13 protein-coding genes are annotated in these 16113 nt (G+C 36.1%); 9 read left to right on the top strand and 4 right to left on the bottom strand.

The window, feature by feature from the left end:
• Window positions 1-1611 precede the first annotated feature (1611 nt).
• The 3 genes from R2Q77_RS16485 to R2Q77_RS16475 form a co-directional block, all read right to left on the bottom strand.
• The gene (locus R2Q77_RS16485; RefSeq protein ID WP_316804824.1) at window positions 1612-1836 is read right to left on the bottom strand and encodes a hypothetical protein; all 225 of its coding nucleotides are present in this window, start codon (window positions 1834-1836) and stop codon (window positions 1612-1614) included.
• 53 nt (window positions 1837-1889) lie between these two features.
• Window positions 1890-2630: a carboxypeptidase-like regulatory domain-containing protein gene (locus R2Q77_RS16480; protein ID WP_316804823.1), complete on the bottom strand. Its 741-nt coding sequence runs from the start codon at window positions 2628-2630 to the stop codon at window positions 1890-1892.
• Window positions 2631-2700: 70 nt separating this feature from the next.
• On the bottom strand, window positions 2701-3048 hold the full coding sequence (locus tag R2Q77_RS16475) for a Spx/MgsR family RNA polymerase-binding regulatory protein (RefSeq protein ID WP_316804822.1): 348 nt from the start codon (window positions 3046-3048) through the stop codon (window positions 2701-2703).
• A gap of 177 nt (window positions 3049-3225) precedes the next feature.
• Here R2Q77_RS16475 and R2Q77_RS16470 point away from each other — a divergent pair, with 177 nt between their 5' ends.
• From R2Q77_RS16470 to ytxJ, 8 genes are all read left to right on the top strand, one after another.
• Window positions 3226-4731, top strand: a complete 1506-nt coding sequence (locus R2Q77_RS16470; protein ID WP_316804821.1) for a sensor histidine kinase — start codon at window positions 3226-3228, stop codon at window positions 4729-4731.
• A gap of 18 nt (window positions 4732-4749) precedes the next feature.
• Window positions 4750-5430, top strand: a complete 681-nt coding sequence (locus R2Q77_RS16465) for a LytTR family DNA-binding domain-containing protein (RefSeq protein ID WP_316804820.1) — start codon at window positions 4750-4752, stop codon at window positions 5428-5430.
• A 121-nt stretch (window positions 5431-5551) separates the two neighbouring features.
• Entirely contained in the window at window positions 5552-9031 is a 3480-nt protein-coding gene (locus R2Q77_RS16460; RefSeq protein WP_316804819.1) for a response regulator, read from the top strand.
• Between the two features lie 2 nt (window positions 9032-9033).
• Window positions 9034-9870: a protein-glutamate O-methyltransferase CheR gene (locus R2Q77_RS16455; protein ID WP_316804818.1), complete on the top strand. Its 837-nt coding sequence runs from the start codon at window positions 9034-9036 to the stop codon at window positions 9868-9870.
• Window positions 9871-9887: 17 nt separating this feature from the next.
• The gene (locus R2Q77_RS16450; protein ID WP_316804817.1) at window positions 9888-11480 is read left to right on the top strand and encodes a response regulator; all 1593 of its coding nucleotides are present in this window, start codon (window positions 9888-9890) and stop codon (window positions 11478-11480) included.
• Between the two features lie 68 nt (window positions 11481-11548).
• The gene (gene ribH, locus R2Q77_RS16445; RefSeq protein WP_316804816.1) at window positions 11549-12040 is read left to right on the top strand and encodes a 6,7-dimethyl-8-ribityllumazine synthase; all 492 of its coding nucleotides are present in this window, start codon (window positions 11549-11551) and stop codon (window positions 12038-12040) included.
• Window positions 12041-12198: 158 nt separating this feature from the next.
• Entirely contained in the window at window positions 12199-12321 is a 123-nt protein-coding gene (locus R2Q77_RS16440; protein WP_316804815.1) for a hypothetical protein, read from the top strand.
• An 87-nt stretch (window positions 12322-12408) separates the two neighbouring features.
• Window positions 12409-12741, top strand: a complete 333-nt coding sequence (gene ytxJ / locus R2Q77_RS16435; RefSeq protein WP_316804814.1) for a bacillithiol system redox-active protein YtxJ — start codon at window positions 12409-12411, stop codon at window positions 12739-12741.
• A gap of 116 nt (window positions 12742-12857) precedes the next feature.
• Here the strand turns inward: ytxJ and R2Q77_RS16430 are convergent, their stop codons facing one another.
• A complete protein-coding gene (locus R2Q77_RS16430; protein WP_316804813.1) occupies window positions 12858-14366 on the bottom strand; it encodes a malate:quinone oxidoreductase in 1509 nt (502 codons plus the stop codon).
• Window positions 14367-14810: 444 nt separating this feature from the next.
• On the opposite strand from R2Q77_RS16430, the gene R2Q77_RS16425 reads away from it, so the two are divergent.
• Window positions 14811-16109 carry a hypothetical protein gene (locus R2Q77_RS16425; RefSeq protein WP_316804812.1) on the top strand — a complete coding sequence of 433 codons (1299 nt, stop codon included), beginning with the start codon at window positions 14811-14813 and terminating at the stop codon, window positions 16107-16109.
• Window positions 16110-16113 lie beyond the last annotated feature (4 nt).

Genomic DNA, 16113 nt, shown 5'->3' with positions numbered 1-16113 from the left:
AATTGCAAAATCATGCTAAACAAGCCTTAACTTTTTTACTGCTCTAACCCAAGAACGCCTCCGGCATAGCAACATTTCGAAGGATAGCACATTAGAATTCTTGCTGAAATTTTAATGCTCCGAATAACCAAGGGAATATGCTGCGAGCGCTGGAATTGTGAATTGGGCTAAGCCTCATATTACCGCAATTAAGAATTCTAATGATGCTATTCAAGAAAGGGTGCAAGCCTTGATTTTTGTTTCTTTTTATCAAGAAAAAGAAAAAAGGCCTGTCTGGCCAAGACAATTTCATCCAGCCGCTGGCCGCGGGGGCTTCTCTTCTTTGGGCAACCAAAGAAGCAAAGTTGCCGGCTCGCAATCTTTCTGTTAAATAACTAAGAAGGCTTGTCCAGTGCCCGCCGAAACATTGACCATGCCGGTTTAAAAGCGTAACGGAGAAATCGTGATTTGGCTTTACTGGGAGGAAATTGTAGCTGCTAAATCATGCTAAACTAACTTTCATTTACCCTTAAGTTACCCAAGCACGCCTCTGGCATAGCAGCATTTCGAAGAAGAGCATATTAGAATTCTTGTATTCCCTTTCATACTTTGAATAACCAAGGGAATATGCAGCGGGCGCAGGAATTGTGAAAAGGACTAAGCCTCATATTGCCGCAATTAAGATTCTAATGATGCTATTCAAGAAAGGGTGCAAGCCTTGATTTTTGTTTCTTTTTATCAAGAAAAAGAAAAAAGGCCTGTCTGGCCAAGACAATTTCATCCAGCCGCTGGCCGCGGGGGCTTCTCTTCTTTGGGCAACCAAAGAAGCAAAGTTGCCGGCTCGCAATCTTTCTTTTAAAGTAACTACTAAGGCTTCTCCGGTGCCTACCGAAACATTGACCATGCCGGTTTAAAAGCGTAACGAAGAGATAGTGATTTGGCTTTGCTGGGTGTAAATGGCAATTGCAACATCATGCTAAACAAACCTTAACTTTTTTACTGCTCTAACCCAAGCACGCCTCTGGCATAGCAGCATTTCGCAGAAGAGCATATTAGAATTCTTATATTCCCTTTCATACTTTGAATAACCAAGGGAATATGCAGCGGGCATTGGGTGGTGAATTGGGCTAAGCCTCATATTGCCGCAATAAGAATTCTGATGATGCTATTCAAGAAAGGATGCAAGCCTTGATTTTTGTTTCTTTTTATCAAGAAAAAGAAAAAAGGCCTGTCTGGCCAAGACAATATTATCCAGCCGCTCGCCGCGGGGGCTTCTCTTCTTTGGACAACCAAAGAAGCAAAGTTGCCGGCTCGCAATCTTTCTGCTAAAGTCATTAAGGCTTATTTAGTGCTTACCGAAACATTGACCATGCCGGTTTAAAAGCATAACGGAGAGATGGAGATTTGGCCTTGCTGGGTGTAATGGCAATTGCAACATCATGCTAAACAAACCTTAACTTTTTTACTGCTCTAACCCAAGAACGCATCCGGCATAGCAGCATTTCGCCGAAGAGCATATTAGAATTCTTGTATTCCCTTTCATACTTTGAATAACCAAGGGAATATGCAGCGGGCGCAGGAATTGTGAAAAGGACTAAGCCTCATATTGCCGCAATAAGAATTCTGATGATGCTATTCAAGAAAGGATGCAAGCCTTGATTTTTGTTTCTTTTTATCAAGAAAAAGAAAAAAGGCCTGTCTGGCCAAGACAATTTCATCCAGCCGCTGGCCGCAGGGGCTTCTCTTCTTTGGACAACCAAAGAAACAAAAACTGCCGGCTTGCAATCTTTCTCTTAAAGTTAGTGGTGAGGCTTGTCCAGTGCCAACCGAAACATTGACCATGCCGGTTAAAAGCATAACGGAGAGATGGAGGTTTGGCCTTACTGCGTGTAGAGAGACAATAAAAAAACTTAATTGCCTTTTAATTTTGGTAAATCCTGCAGCTTTCTTTCCTGAGGTGTTAATTTATTCCAGGCGGCATACGCCCTCGAAATATAGTAAGGATAACGATACGGTCTTTCTGATTTAACGGCTTCTACAGATGGGCGATAGATGAGCAAAAAGTTTTTTAAATCCTGCCCCTCCAGTTTGGTCATTTCAGCAACCGTTTTTTCGTTAAAATTATCGTCGATTTCTTCCTGGTAACGTTCTTTTTCTTCTAAATCAGCTTCTTTCCTTTGCTGTCTTTTATATTTCCCGTAACCAAGGTTTAAACCTAAGCCTCCAACTTTATCTGTCATTCTCTTTCTATCCAAATTCCCACCTGTACTTAATAAAGTATATTTTTCGGCCAAAGGATCTTTAACATTTACAAGGCTTTTATTCAGCCTTACGCCCTGGATATTAACATCGTTCAAACTATTGCTCTTGGCAGGCAAATAAATAGTCCTGTTTAGCAAATTTGTAAGGTATAGCGTATCCGTATGGTAACCTACAAGCGAAAATTCTATAAGATCGCCAACATTTGCACTAATGGTGTATTTTCCGGCATTATTGGTGCTTGTTATTTTTTTATTTGTAAGATTTTTAACCGATACACCAGGTAAAGAGAGTTTTTTGTTCGAATAATCGAAAATGGTTCCTGTGGCAACTGTTTGGGCAAAAGCCCCGGCTGGCAAAGCGAAGAAAAGAAAAATGATTAGCTTATACATAATAATCAAAAGTAATTTTGTTTAACATCTAAAGTTCGCCTTTAACAAATTTTAACATTAAACGTACAGGTTATAAAAGTGTTTGTGTATAAATGGTTTCGTCAAAACTAATCAAAATTGCATGTCCGTTTTTTTCTACCACCGGACGTTTTATAGCACTGGTATTATTTATTAAATATGCAACAGCCAATTCCTGATGATCAATTTTAACCTGTTCCTCTTTAGTTAACTTTTTCCAGGTTAAACCTTTACGGTTTAATACCGTTTCCCATCCAAAAATCTCACACCAGGCATTTAGCTTTTCGGCCGTAATGCCTTTCTTCTTAAAATCGTGAAATTCAAATTCGATTTTATTTTCTTTTAACCAGTCTAAAGCCTTTTTTACTGTATTGCAATTTGGAATTCCGTAAACGATCATATTTAATTTCTTCAGTGTATAAAAAGCAAAAATACGAATAAACTAAGCATTTATAAATTCATCACATTTTTTAAGGCATCCATCACATTTTAAATATTCACTTATTAATGCTTCGTAGAATTGCATCGTTAAACAATTTTTACGCCATAATAAATTATCTGCATTAACTTAGCAACAATGAAAACAAAAAGTATAAACCAGCTGGAGTTTTGGATTTCAACAACGATATACATACTTGCCTTAATTGGCATTTGTGCCAAAACTACCTACAGCCCCGGAAGCTCCTATCGTTTTACTGAAAACCACATTGATTACAGTGTAATGAAGAATTACTTTCTTCCTGAGTTATTTAAAATCAGTATTCTGTACATCAGCTTTTTATTATTTAATTTTTGTTTTATGCCGCAGCTGGCCGCTAAAAGAAATGTAACCTTAAATATTATATTAACAATTTTAGTTACATCTGTATCTGTAATTGCATGGATGGTTGCCAACACCTATGCGCAAGCTTATCTCTTAATAGAATATGGAAATTTAGGCCATGCTTACGATAGATTTTTCGGAGAGGCTTTTTCTTACATTATTTTCCTTTACCTTTTATTTAATGCCTATGCCTATTTTAACGAAAAAGGTTTAGAGCTTCTGAGCAGAATTTCCTATCTAAAAAACTACGAAAACATTATTCCTGAAATTTTCACTTCTACAAGGGTTTGGTTAATCTCTTTAATGATTTTTGCTTCTGTTTTATCGATTACCTATGATTATGAAATTTTTCTTTTTTGGGTAGTTGCACCTCCCGTAAATATCATTTTGGCTTTCTATTCCATCTATTTTATCATTCCAAAGCTTAGAAAAAAGTTAAAGGGTTTTCCAAATTATTTTTGGGGAAATATAGGGATAACCATTATTGTAATTCCATTAATGTTTTTAATTCTTGCTCCGTTAATGAGGGGGGGCGCAACCATTCCAATTACCTTAATTTTAACTTCAATAAGTTTAATTTGCATTACAACTCCCCTATCCTGGTATGTATATAAACATAAATTTGAACAACAAACAGAATTACAGATTCTTAAAACTGAGCTGGGCAAATCTGATGCAAACTTAAATTTCCTTAAATCGCAGATTAACCCGCATTTTTTATTCAATGCACTCAATACCTTGTTTGGTACGGCTCTACAGGAAAACGCAGAAAGAACAGGCGAAGGCATTCAAAAGCTGGGCGATATGATGCGGTTTATGCTCCAGGAAAACATGCAGGATAAAATTGCATTAACACGTGAACTTGATTATTTGAATAATTACATCGACTTACAAAAGCTGCGCACTTCACGCTCTGGAGATATAAGAATTGAAACACAAATTGAAGAACAGCCAGGAGCCCTTCAAATTACGCCCATGTTGCTCATTCCGTTTGTAGAAAATGCGTTTAAACATGGCATCAGCCTGCAGCAACCTTCTTACATTAAAATTACGCTTCAAACTAAAGAAAGTACACTTTATTTCGACGTAAGCAACAGCATCTACATTAAGGCCGATAATGACCCCGAAAAGTTAAAAAGCGGAATAGGATTGGAAAACGTAAAACAAAGATTATCGTTACTTTACATTGGAAAACATGAATTAATTATCCGCGAAACTGCTAAAGAATTTTTTGTTCACTTAACTTTACAGCTGGATTAATATAAAATTACTGAATAAATGATTGCCATAGCTGTAGATGACGAACCGATTGCACTTGATATTGTAAGATCTCATGCATCCAAAGTGCCCTTTATTGAGTTGGCAGCAACATTTACAGATGCTTTTGAAGCCATGGCTTACTTACAGCAAAACAGGGTAGATTTACTTTTTCTCGACATTAAAATGCCCGATATAAGTGGAATAGATTTTTTAAAGAGTTTAAGCAAACCACCAATGGTTATTTTTACAACGGCCTATACAGAACATGCAGTACAAAGCTTTGAGCTGGATGCCATTGATTATCTATTGAAACCATTTGCCCTTTCGCGCTTTTTAAAGGCTTGCAACAAAGCGCAGGATCTTTTTAATCTTCGTAACCAAAAACAAGAAATTAAACCTGAACATATTTTTATAAAAGATGGCTACGAACAAATAAAAGTAATGCTTGGAGAAATATTATATATCGAGGCCTCGGGAAATTATACTCAAATACAGCTTACGGACAAACTTTTAAGTTCGAGAATTACCATTAACGACCTGGCCGATTTATTGCCAAGAGAAAATTTTATCCGTTGCCACCGGGCTTTTATCGTTTCTAAAAATAATGTGAGCAGATTTGATAAAAGCCAAATTTGGATAGGAGACAAAAATATTCCCATTGGCTCTACCTACTCTAATGTTTTAAAAGCCCTTTCTTAACTTCTATTTCTTTTATTCATTTTATTATTAATTGAATTTATATTAATTCTGATCTTATATTTACCAATTAATTAGATTAGGTAGATCTAAGCGTCCCATTTATAGATTCAACATTTAAAAAATGTTTAAACTTTCTTTTAAGCAACAGGTTTTAACCGGCTTTACAATATCCTTGATATTTGTATTTATTTCGGCTCTCAGTTCTTATTTAAGCATCAATTCATTAAGAAGTAGTTCTGATTGGGTAGATCATTCGCAGGAAATTATTCATTTAGCTGAAAAAACTGAAATTGGACTGCTTAATGCTGAAACAAGCTTACGTGGCTTTTTAATAAGTAAGGAAGAAAAACACTATTCAGTTTACATAAAGAACATTAGCCAAATTTTGCCTTACATATCGCAATTAAAAAAGCTTGCGGCAGATAACCCCACACAATTAAAGAAAATAGATAGCCTGGAATCTTACGCCAGCCTTAAAATCGACAACATGAAGCAAATTATGCTTCATTTGGGCAACAAAAGTACTAACCAGGTAAGCTTACTCAGCTTGCTCGATAAAGGAGAAAAACTAAAAAACAATTTTCTATCTGTAAATGAGCATTTCATAAACAATGAACTGGCTCTTTTAAAAAAACGTAAAACATCTACCAAAGACAATAGTAATCAAACCATTATTGTTGTGCTGGCCAGCTCGCTCATTATTTTTTGTCTGATTTTATTTCTCCTGAGGTACATAAGAACAACCTTTAACCAGCAAAAAGAAATAGAAGATGAAATTACCAAAACCAATAAAGAGCTGGAAGAAATTTCAAGAGAAAATGAAAACAACAACTGGTTGTTAAGCGGGGCTGCAGAAATTAATGAAGCCATGACAGGTCAGCAGGGATTGGAGGAACTTTCCAAAAACATTATATCCAAGATAAGCAACTACATTAATGCAACCATTGGAGCTATCTTTTTAGTCGACGAACGGAAACAGCAGCTATACCTCGCAGGTTCTTATGCCTATCAAAAAAACAAAAAGAACATCTATTTCGGCGAGGGTTTAGTGGGCCAGGTTGCCATAGAGCAAGTGCCAAAATTGATTAATGATGTTCCAAAAGATTATATTAAAGTAAATTCTGGTCTTGGAGAAACAACACCTAATTACATTTTCCTGGTTCCAATTGTTCATGAAGACAAAACTATTGCTGTAGCCGAACTTGGTTTTATCAACCATCCGGAAGAGAAAAAACTGGATTTAATTAGCAATATGGCCCGAAATATTGGCATTGCCATAAACAGTGCCATTGCCCACGTACAATTAAGACAGCTTTACGAGCAAACGCAACAACAAACCGAAGAACTGGCCAGCCAACAGGAAGAACTGCGCACCACGAACGAAGAACTGGTGCATAAAACAGAGGCGCTACAGGCATCTGAAGAAGAGTTGCGTGTACAACAGGAAGAATTACAACAGGCCAATTCGGAACTTGAAGAAAAAGCCCAACAGCTGGAAGAGCGTAACGCATCTATCAACCAGGCAAAAGAAGCCATCAGTTTAAAGGCTGAAGAGCTGGAAATGAGCAGCAAGTATAAGTCAGAATTCTTAGCTAATATGAGCCATGAGTTGCGCACACCACTCAATAGTATTTTGATTTTGGCCAGGATTTTAAAAGAAAATCGTCCGGAAAACTTAAATGAAGACCAGATTAAATACGCTGGGGTAATCCATAATGCAGGAAGTGATTTACTTAACCTAATTAATGATATTCTTGATCTCTCTAAAATAGAATCAGGCAATATTGATCTATTGGTTGAAAATATCCGCCCGAATGAGTTAAAACAAAACCTGGATTCGCTTTTCTCTGAAATTGCCAACCAGAAACAAATTAATTTCGATGTTAAACTAAAAGATAACCTGCCGGAAGCTTTCATTTCAGATCAAGGGAGGTTAGAACAGATCATCAAAAATTTACTCTCCAATGCCTTTAAATTTACCCCAAAACAGGGAACAGTAACTGTAGAAATCGGTGTTGGAAATCAATCTCAGATAAAATCAAGGATAGCTTTAAAAGAAAGTAACGAAAAGCCAATTTATTTTAGTGTTATAGACACGGGCATTGGTATTGCTGCAGATAAATTAAACGTAATTTTTGAAGCCTTCCAGCAAGAAGATGGTTCAACCAGCCGAAAATATGGTGGTACCGGTTTGGGCTTATCCATTAGTAAAGAACTTGCCAATATTTTAGGTGGAGAAATTCAGGTACAAAGCCAGGCTGAATTAGGCAGTACTTTTACACTTTTCTTGCCTCAAAATTTAAATAATATTGAAGTACAGAAACCTGAAGCAATAGAAAAGCCAGCTGTTTCTGAACCTGCAGACGTTAAAACAGATTTTGAATTTATACCAACCCAACAGGAAAACGGTAAAACAAAACTTTTAATTGTTGAAGATGATGAGGTTTTTGCAGATGTATTAAAGGATTATGCAATAGAAAAAGGCTTTGCCCCAATACTGGCTCATAGTGGAGATGAGGGTTTAAGCATGGCTATACGGGAACTTCCGGATGCGATTGTTTTAGATGTGATGTTACCGGTTATGGATGGGTGGACAATCCTTAAAAAATTAAAATCCAACCCGGCAACCAAACATATTCCCGTGCACATGATGTCTGCAGGAAATGAAAAAGCCGCCAAAGCACAACAGGAAGGCGCTATAGGATTTCTAAAAAAACCGGTGGAAAAAGATAAACTCGACCAGGCTTTTGAACTGTTAAGCCATCATGAATATACTTTTAATAATGTATTAATTATTGAAGACCAGATTTTACAAAGCAATACCTTAACAGAACAACTGATTCAGAAAGGGGCAAAAGTATGCCAGGCTTACACCGGCAAAGAAGCTTTAGAGATTTTGGAAGAACAAGTATTTGACTGTATTATTCTGGATTTAAAATTACCAGATATTTCCGGCTTCGATTTGCTTGATGAAATAAAATCGAAACCAGCGTTAAAACACATTCCGGTAATTATTAATACCGCCATGGAGCTCAGTAAAGAGAAAATGTCGCATATTATGAAGTATACCGAGGCTATGGTTCTAAAAACCAGTAAGTCAAACGACAGGCTTTTAGATGAAGTAAGTTTATTTATGAATAAACTTCAAAATCAATCGCAGCAAAATGTTCAGGTAACCTATGGAAATGCTTCGGGAGCAAAGAAACACGCCACAACACTTGAAAAAGCGCTAAAGAATAAAACCATTTTAATTACCGATGATGATATGCGTAATATTTTTGCCTTATCAAGTGCATTACAGATTTACGATATAAATATTCTTATTGCCAACAACGGCCGCGAAGCTTTAAACAAACTGAAAGACAATCCACAAACTGATTTAGTGCTGATGGATATTATGATGCCTGAAATGGATGGTTATGAAGCTATGCGACAAATTAGGTTAAATAAAGCAATGAGCAAATTGCCCATTATTGCCCTCACCGCAAAGGCGATGAAAAATGACAGGGAAAAGTGTATTGAAGCCGGTGCAAACGACTATATTTCAAAACCTGTTGATGTTGACAAATTACTTTCGATGTTAAGGGTTTGGCTAAGTTAGGTATGAAAGATTTTCAACAACCCCTGATCGAAGTTTCAACAGCTGAATTAAATACCTTAATTACGCTGATTAAGAATGTACATGGTTTCGATTTTGAAAATTATTCTGTTGCCTCTTTAAAAAGAAGAGTAAGCAGAATTATGAGCCTTCAAAAACTGAGTTTTTTCGAACTTTCCAACTTATTAACAAACGACCACGAATACTTTGAACATTTTTTAGAGGAAATTACGGTTAATGTGACAGAGATGTTCCGTGATCCATTATTTTACAGATCATTAAAAGAACACGTTATTCCTTACTTAACATCTTACCAACATATTAAAGTTTGGAATGCAGGTTGTTCTACGGGCGAAGAGCTATATTCTTTTGCCATCTTATTTGCGGAACAAGGTTTGTATGACCGATGTTTCTTTTATGGAACAGACATCAATTCGGAAGTTTTAGCCCATGCGAAAGAAGGCATATATGATTTGCAAAAGATGAAGCTTTATTCAGAAAACTACAGGGCAATAGGAAATAACAACTCTTTAGCAACTTATTATACAGCGAAATACGACGCCGCATCCATTAACCGTTCACTAAAAAAAAATGTACTGTTTTCAAGTCACAATTTAGTTTCTGATGGACCATTTAACGAATTCCAGATTGTATCGTGCCGCAACGTATTGATTTATTTCAATGTAGAACTTCAGTATAAAGTCATTCAGTTATTTTATGATAGTCTGGCAAATTTCGGCTTTTTATGTCTTGGTGCTAAAGAAACCATTAGAAATTCTGAACTTGCACAAAAGTTTAAACTCATTGATAAGAAAAATAACATTTATCAAAAAATTGGTTAACCTCTTAACTGAAAAATATGAATAAGCTTAATCTCCTGATTGTAGATGATAAGCAGGAAAATATAGTTGCGCTCGAAGCTTTGCTTCATCAGCATGATATTAATATAATTACCACAACATCGCCAAACGAAGCGCTACGTATTTGTTGGGAAAAGGATATTGCCATTGCACTGGTAGATGTTCAGATGCCCGGTATGGATGGCTTTGAACTGGTCGAAATCCTAAAAAATAATCCAAGGACACAAGAGATCATGGTTATTTTTGTAACCGCCATATCTGTTGAAACCAAATATGCCATTAAAGGCTTAAATGTTGGCGCAATAGACTATTTGTATAAGCCCCTGGATCCGTATATTACCTCGGCAAAAGTAGATTCTTTTGTACAACTGGTTAGGAACCAACGGGAAATTAAAAGAAAAAACATTCAACTGGAACATTTTCAGGGCGAACTGATTAAAGCTAAAGAAGAAGCTGAACAAGGTAAAAGAGCCAAAGAAAATTTTTTAGCCAATATGAGCCATGAAATCCGCACCCCAATTAATGGAATTATTGGCTTGGTTCATCTGCTGGAAAAAAGTCAGCTAAATGATGCCCAAAAGGAAATCATTAACTTACTAAGTGTATCATCTGATTCATTGCTGGGTGTAATTAACGACATATTAGACATTTCGAAAATTGAAGCCGGTAAATTCCGGATTAATTTTGCCGAAACCGATATTCGCCAGCTGGTGCAGCAAGCCATTAATCTTTTAAACATAAGAGCAAAGGAAAAACACATAGACCTTATCCTGGAAATAGATAATGATTTACCCTATATTATCATTGCAGATTCTTTACGCCTGAACCAGATTTTAATGAACTTGCTAAGCAACGCCATTAAATTTACCAGTGAAGGAAGTGTTACCCTAAAAGTAGAAGTAGTAAACAAAAAGAGCAATAATGCGCAGATTAATTTTGCCATTACGGATACAGGAATCGGCATATCTGAGAACAACCTGAGTAAAATTTTCGAATCTTTTGAACAGGCAGAAGACCAGACAATTGCCAAATACGGAGGAACAGGACTTGGTTTATCTATTGTTAAAAAGCTGGCCGAATTAAAAGGCGGGCTACTGAATGTGGTAAGTGAAGAAGGAAAAGGCAGTACTTTTAGTTTTACCCGCTGGTACGAATTTGTTGAGGGCATGAGTGTAGAAAAAGAAGTTGTTGAGCCTGATTTTCTAACTTCCCTAAAAGGTATTCGAATACTGGTTGCCGAAGATAACCCAATTAATAAATTTTTAATTGTAAAACTGCTGGATAGCTGGGATGCCGAAACAATGGTGGTAGAAAACGGACAGGAAGCTTTAGATGTTTTAAAAGATAACGATTACGACATTATTTTAATGGATACCTACATGCCGGTAATGAATGGCTTAGAAGCCATAAAAAGAATCCGTTTAGGACATATTCCCGGCAAAAACCAAATCCCTATTATTACTTTTTCTGCAGGTGTACTCGATAAAGATAAAGAAACAGCCATTAAAGCTGGCGCAAATGATGTTGTAGGCAAACCATTTAAGGTAAATGTGCTGCACCAAAAAATTAAACTTTACGCAAATAAAAAGTAAGCTTAAAACTTACAACATTTAAACATTCGGGGCTTTTAACATTCCCTGCTTAGCACTATCTTTGTCACATGTCAACACAATTAAAAAATCTATCCGACTTTTCTCACACTACCGTGCCCAATGGTGCTCATTATAAATTCGGCATTATTGTAGCAGAATGGAATGCCGATATTACCGGAGCTTTATATAATGGTGCTTTAAAAACCCTAATCGAAAACGGTGTAAAAGAAGAAAATATTATTTCTTTGCCTGTTCCTGGAAGTTTTGAATTAACTGGTGGTGCAGAAATTTTGTTGAGTAAGGTAAATGATTTAGATGGTGTTATTTGCCTGGGCTGTGTAATACAGGGCGATACAAAACATTTCGATTTTATTTGCGATGCAGTGGCCCATGGCTTAACAAATGTGGGTATTAAATACAGTAAGCCAGTTATTTTTGGCGTATTAACAACCAATAACCTCGAGCAGGCTCAAGACAGGGCTGGTGGCAAACATGGTAATAAAGGAGATGAAGCGGCAATTACAGCAATAAAAATGGCTGATTTTTCTGCGCGGATTTAACCTTGCGTTTTAATAAAGTATTTGTAACTTAGAAACTTAAAGTTTATAACCCTGAAAAGCGTTATAATTTTTAAAAATTTAACCCGCTTAACATGAAAGTTTCGTACGTATTAATATGCCCACGATTGTTTCATAATCTTTAAATTAATTATAATCTGATGAAAAAAGTAGCCATCTTATTATTGGCAGTATTTTGCTCCATTACCATTTTAGAATCTTGTTCTTCTAAACTTTGTCCTGCCTATGGTTCTTATCCTGAAGGCAAGCGCAGAAGAAATTAATTCTTTTTTCATTCTAAACTCATCTTTTTCAATTCACAGAACTTTCTATTTCTGCTGGTGTTTTAGTATTAAAATATTTATAAAATTATGACCTGGGTTAATTTAACTTCAATGGAACAGCTTGCAGAAATTAAAAATGCAGGTGGTTACAACCTTATTTTTAAGCACAGTACACGTTGCTCCATTAGCTTAATGGCTAAAAGAAACTTTGAAATGGACTGGGAAACAATCCCTGCTGGCACGAAATTATATTTTCTTGATTTAATTAGTTACCGCGATATTTCCAATCAAATTGCTGAAACCTTTCAGGTTGCGCACCAATCTCCACAAATATTATTAATCAAAGATGGCGATTGTATCCTGGAAGCATCGCACAGTGATATATCAGCAGAAGAAGTTGCAGAAGTAATTGCGGCATAATTTAAAAAACATAAAACAAAAAGGGCTTTGAATATTCAAAGCCCTTTTTGTTTATAATAAAATATCATTAAATAAGCAGCGCAAATGCACAAACAAATTCAGCATAATGTACGCTGCTAAGCCTCGTTTATTTTTAAAATTTTAGAAGTTCTGCTTCTGGTTTCTTTACAAAGCGTGGTGTTATCAGCCAAAGTTTGCCCGTAAGTCGGAATCATCTCTTTAACCTTTGCTTGCCACTCAGGGGTTTCCAAATCTTCTTTAAAACAACGGCTTAATAAATCAAACATAATAGAAACTGCAGTTGAAGCTCCTGGAGATGCACCTAATAGCGCCGCAATAGAACCATCAGCAGCACTTACTACCTCTGTTCCGAATTCTAAAATACCGCCTTCTTTTTCGTCCTTTTTAATTACCTGTACACGTTGTCCTGCATTTTCCAGTTCCCAATCTTTCAATTCAGCCTTTGGTAAGTATTCCTTTAATGCTTCGAGCCTATCTTCGGGCGACTGTCTAACCTGATCAATTAAATACTTGGTCAAGTCAAGATTATGCAAACCCGCCGAAATCATCGGGCGGATGTTATTAAATTTTATTGATTTTGGCAAATCAAGGAAAGATCCGTTCTTCAGAAATTTTGTCGAAAAGCCTGCATATGGGCCAAACAATAACGCCTGTTTACCATTTATCATCCTGGTATCCAGATGCGGCACCGACATTGGTGGTGCACCTACCGCCGCTTTACCATATACTTTAGCATGATGCTGGGCAATAATGTCTTCATTGGTGCATTTTAGCCATTGTCCGCTTACCGGAAAACCACCAAAACCTTTTCCCTCAGGAATATCAGATTTCTCCAATAAAGGCAAAGAGCCTCCACCAGCGCCAATAAAAACAAATTTAGCTATGCGTTTACGCTTATCTTTAGTTTCAAGGTCTTTAACCTTAACAATCCAGTTGCCATCCTTATTTTTCTGCAAATCACGAATTTCGTGATTGAAAAACAAGCTTACATTTTTTTGTTGTTTAAGGTTATTAAACATATCGCGGGTAAGAGAACCAAAATTAACATCAGTACCCAAATCCATCTTTGTAGCCGCAATTTTTTCACTTTTTCTACGGCCATCCATAATTAATGGTGCCCAGCCCTTGATCACTTCGCTATCTTCCGTGTATTGCATATCGCTAAACAAATCACAGTTTTGCATCGCTTCAAAACGTTTTTTAAGATAATCAACGTTCTTTTTCCCCCATACAAAACTCATATGCGGAATGCTGCGGATAAAGTTCTCAGGATTCGAAATTAATCCCTTTTCAATCAGATAAGACCAAAACTGTTTAGATACTTCAAAGTTTTCGGCAATTTGAACAGCCTTTTTAATTTCAACTGAGCCATCCTTTTTCTCCGGCGTATAGTTTAACTCACAAAAAGCAGAGTGCCCTGTACCGGCATTATTCCAGGCATCAGAACTTTCGGCTGCTGCAATATCTAATCTTTCGTAAATTTCAATGCTTAAATCTGGTTGTAATTCTTTTAACAATACACCAAGGGTTGCACTCATTATGCCTGCCCCAATTAAAATTACATCTACGTCAGTTTTACCAACTGTCTTTTTCTTTTTTGTCATCTTATCTTAAAGGAGTTACAAATTTAGGAGGTTTTTAAACACAACACGAATTTTAGCCCCCTAAAACTCAAAAAAATTGCTAAAAAATTAGAAATAGTTTACAATTTTCACTTGCTCAACAACAAAGTTCAGTCCAAAGCAGAGTTGTTTTACCCACCAATTCAAAAAAGACATTAAAATAACATTAGAAAAACGAAATGTTCTTCTTCAAAACCAAAGTTTTACAAAATCTTTAAATCCAAACACCTTAATTAACGCACTTAAGTTGCAATATTTAAGAATGAAACTGCCCTAACCCTTTTAATAAGGTTCGCAAATAATTAAATAAAGCAGGCAAAAAACAAGAAAACGTGCTCAAATAATCATTTTGTTTATCAATCTCAAGTGTAAATCATAAATTTAGCCTATTAATGCGCCCAAAATTTGCATTTTTAACAAAAACCGATGAAAAATATATTAATTCTCTCTCTTCTCTTATTTCTTTTTGGCTGTTCAAAAGATAAAACTGATGAGGCTTTACTGGAACTGGATAAAAAAGAACTGGCAGCAAATGTCGATTATGATAAAATCCTGTTTTACAAATTTGCCAAAATTGCAATTAGGTCATCTGCCGTACAGGATACCAGCATGCCTGTTTATAAAAAATTTGTTCACGAATCTTTAAACCTGAACCGCACATTAAGCAATGTGAAACCTGGCAGTAAAGAAAATATCTCGGTTGTAGATGCCCTATTGATTTACAATGACTACCGAAAAGTTAAAAATTTTGTGAAAAACACAGATGAAGACATTTTTCCCTTGCTCATTGAAGGGTTTACAGCCAACCGCGATAGCCTTAAAACTCAAAAACTATTAGTTAAAGAAGATAAACTTTATTATCAAAATGTTGAACATGCCGTTTTAAGCATGGCTGTATTGGCTACAAGAGATTTAGGACGTGATTTTGCACTTTATGAATGCTCTAAAACACAACCAGAACATTTAAAGGATAGTGAAGAAAAAACACTTTTAGAATTTATCCGGGGGTTTTTATTTTTTAGCCACCGGCTTTTTTATTTATCTGAAGATGGTTTATCCAGAAATATTACCTGGCTGGAAAAACATAAAGATATTCCTTTGCCTTACACTAAGGCATTATTTGGTTGGGGCAATTTAAGTAACGAACAAACAAATACGGGCTTTCACAGCATGAATATTCTATTCAGAGGCTTTGACAGGCTGATGATGGAGCGGGATATAGATGAAGAAAGGGCAATGGAAGATTTTGAACTTTTTTTAAAAGATGCCGACAAATTAGGCCTGCAAAATGAATTAATCTGGAGTGTTGAAAGTTACTTGTACCTCAAAAAAGAAAACCCGGAAAAAGCGATTTCTGCTTTAACAAAATTAAGAAACAGCCCCTTATTGAGCAATAATGAAAGAGAAGCAACGGATAAAACGATTGAGTATTTAAAAACAAGAAATTCGGATTCGAAACTTAAAGGCGTTTACGACAAATATTTTATTGGCAAAATTGCCGCTAAATATATGTTTGCAAAGCTTGCTGAGGTAGATTGGGAAAAAGTGATGAAACAACAAAATGTACCACATAGCACCGAAATTTTTGCTGCCGTTAGAAAAGTAAAATCATTAACCAACGCGGTTGATGAATACACCAACGATAAGGCTGTAGAAAAGGGCAAAAATAAAATTAAAGAAACGGGAAGCAATTTAATCGACAAAGCAAAGGGTATATTTAAATAATAAA

It is taken from the genome of Pedobacter nototheniae, assembly GCF_032678625.1.
Classification (GTDB): Bacteria; Bacteroidota; Bacteroidia; order Sphingobacteriales; family Sphingobacteriaceae; genus Pedobacter; species Pedobacter nototheniae_A.
Note: the sequence above shows the minus strand (reverse complement) of the source record. Positions and strands in the feature narration are given on the sequence as shown.

What these genes read in the sequence shown, in the direction of transcription:
- R2Q77_RS16470 (WP_316804821.1), top strand. Translation starts at nt 3,226, where the DNA reads ATGAAAACAAAAAGTATAAACCAGCTGGAGTTTTGGATTTCAACAACG.
- R2Q77_RS16465 (WP_316804820.1), top strand. Translation starts at nt 4,750, where the DNA reads ATGATTGCCATAGCTGTAGATGACGAACCGATTGCACTTGATATTGTA.
- R2Q77_RS16485 (WP_316804824.1), bottom strand. Translation starts at nt 1,836, where the DNA reads ATGCTTTTAACCGGCATGGTCAATGTTTCGGTTGGCACTGGACAAGCC.
- R2Q77_RS16455 (WP_316804818.1), top strand. Translation starts at nt 9,034, where the DNA reads ATGAAAGATTTTCAACAACCCCTGATCGAAGTTTCAACAGCTGAATTA.
- R2Q77_RS16450 (WP_316804817.1), top strand. Translation starts at nt 9,888, where the DNA reads ATGAATAAGCTTAATCTCCTGATTGTAGATGATAAGCAGGAAAATATA.
- ribH (WP_316804816.1), top strand. Translation starts at nt 11,549, where the DNA reads ATGTCAACACAATTAAAAAATCTATCCGACTTTTCTCACACTACCGTG.
- R2Q77_RS16460 (WP_316804819.1), top strand. Translation starts at nt 5,552, where the DNA reads ATGTTTAAACTTTCTTTTAAGCAACAGGTTTTAACCGGCTTTACAATA.
- R2Q77_RS16440 (WP_316804815.1), top strand. Translation starts at nt 12,199, where the DNA reads ATGAAAAAAGTAGCCATCTTATTATTGGCAGTATTTTGCTCCATTACC.
- R2Q77_RS16425 (WP_316804812.1), top strand. Translation starts at nt 14,811, where the DNA reads ATGAAAAATATATTAATTCTCTCTCTTCTCTTATTTCTTTTTGGCTGT.
- R2Q77_RS16480 (WP_316804823.1), bottom strand. Translation starts at nt 2,630, where the DNA reads ATGTATAAGCTAATCATTTTTCTTTTCTTCGCTTTGCCAGCCGGGGCT.
- R2Q77_RS16430 (WP_316804813.1), bottom strand. Translation starts at nt 14,366, where the DNA reads ATGACAAAAAAGAAAAAGACAGTTGGTAAAACTGACGTAGATGTAATT.
- ytxJ (WP_316804814.1), top strand. Translation starts at nt 12,409, where the DNA reads ATGACCTGGGTTAATTTAACTTCAATGGAACAGCTTGCAGAAATTAAA.
- R2Q77_RS16475 (WP_316804822.1), bottom strand. Translation starts at nt 3,048, where the DNA reads ATGATCGTTTACGGAATTCCAAATTGCAATACAGTAAAAAAGGCTTTA.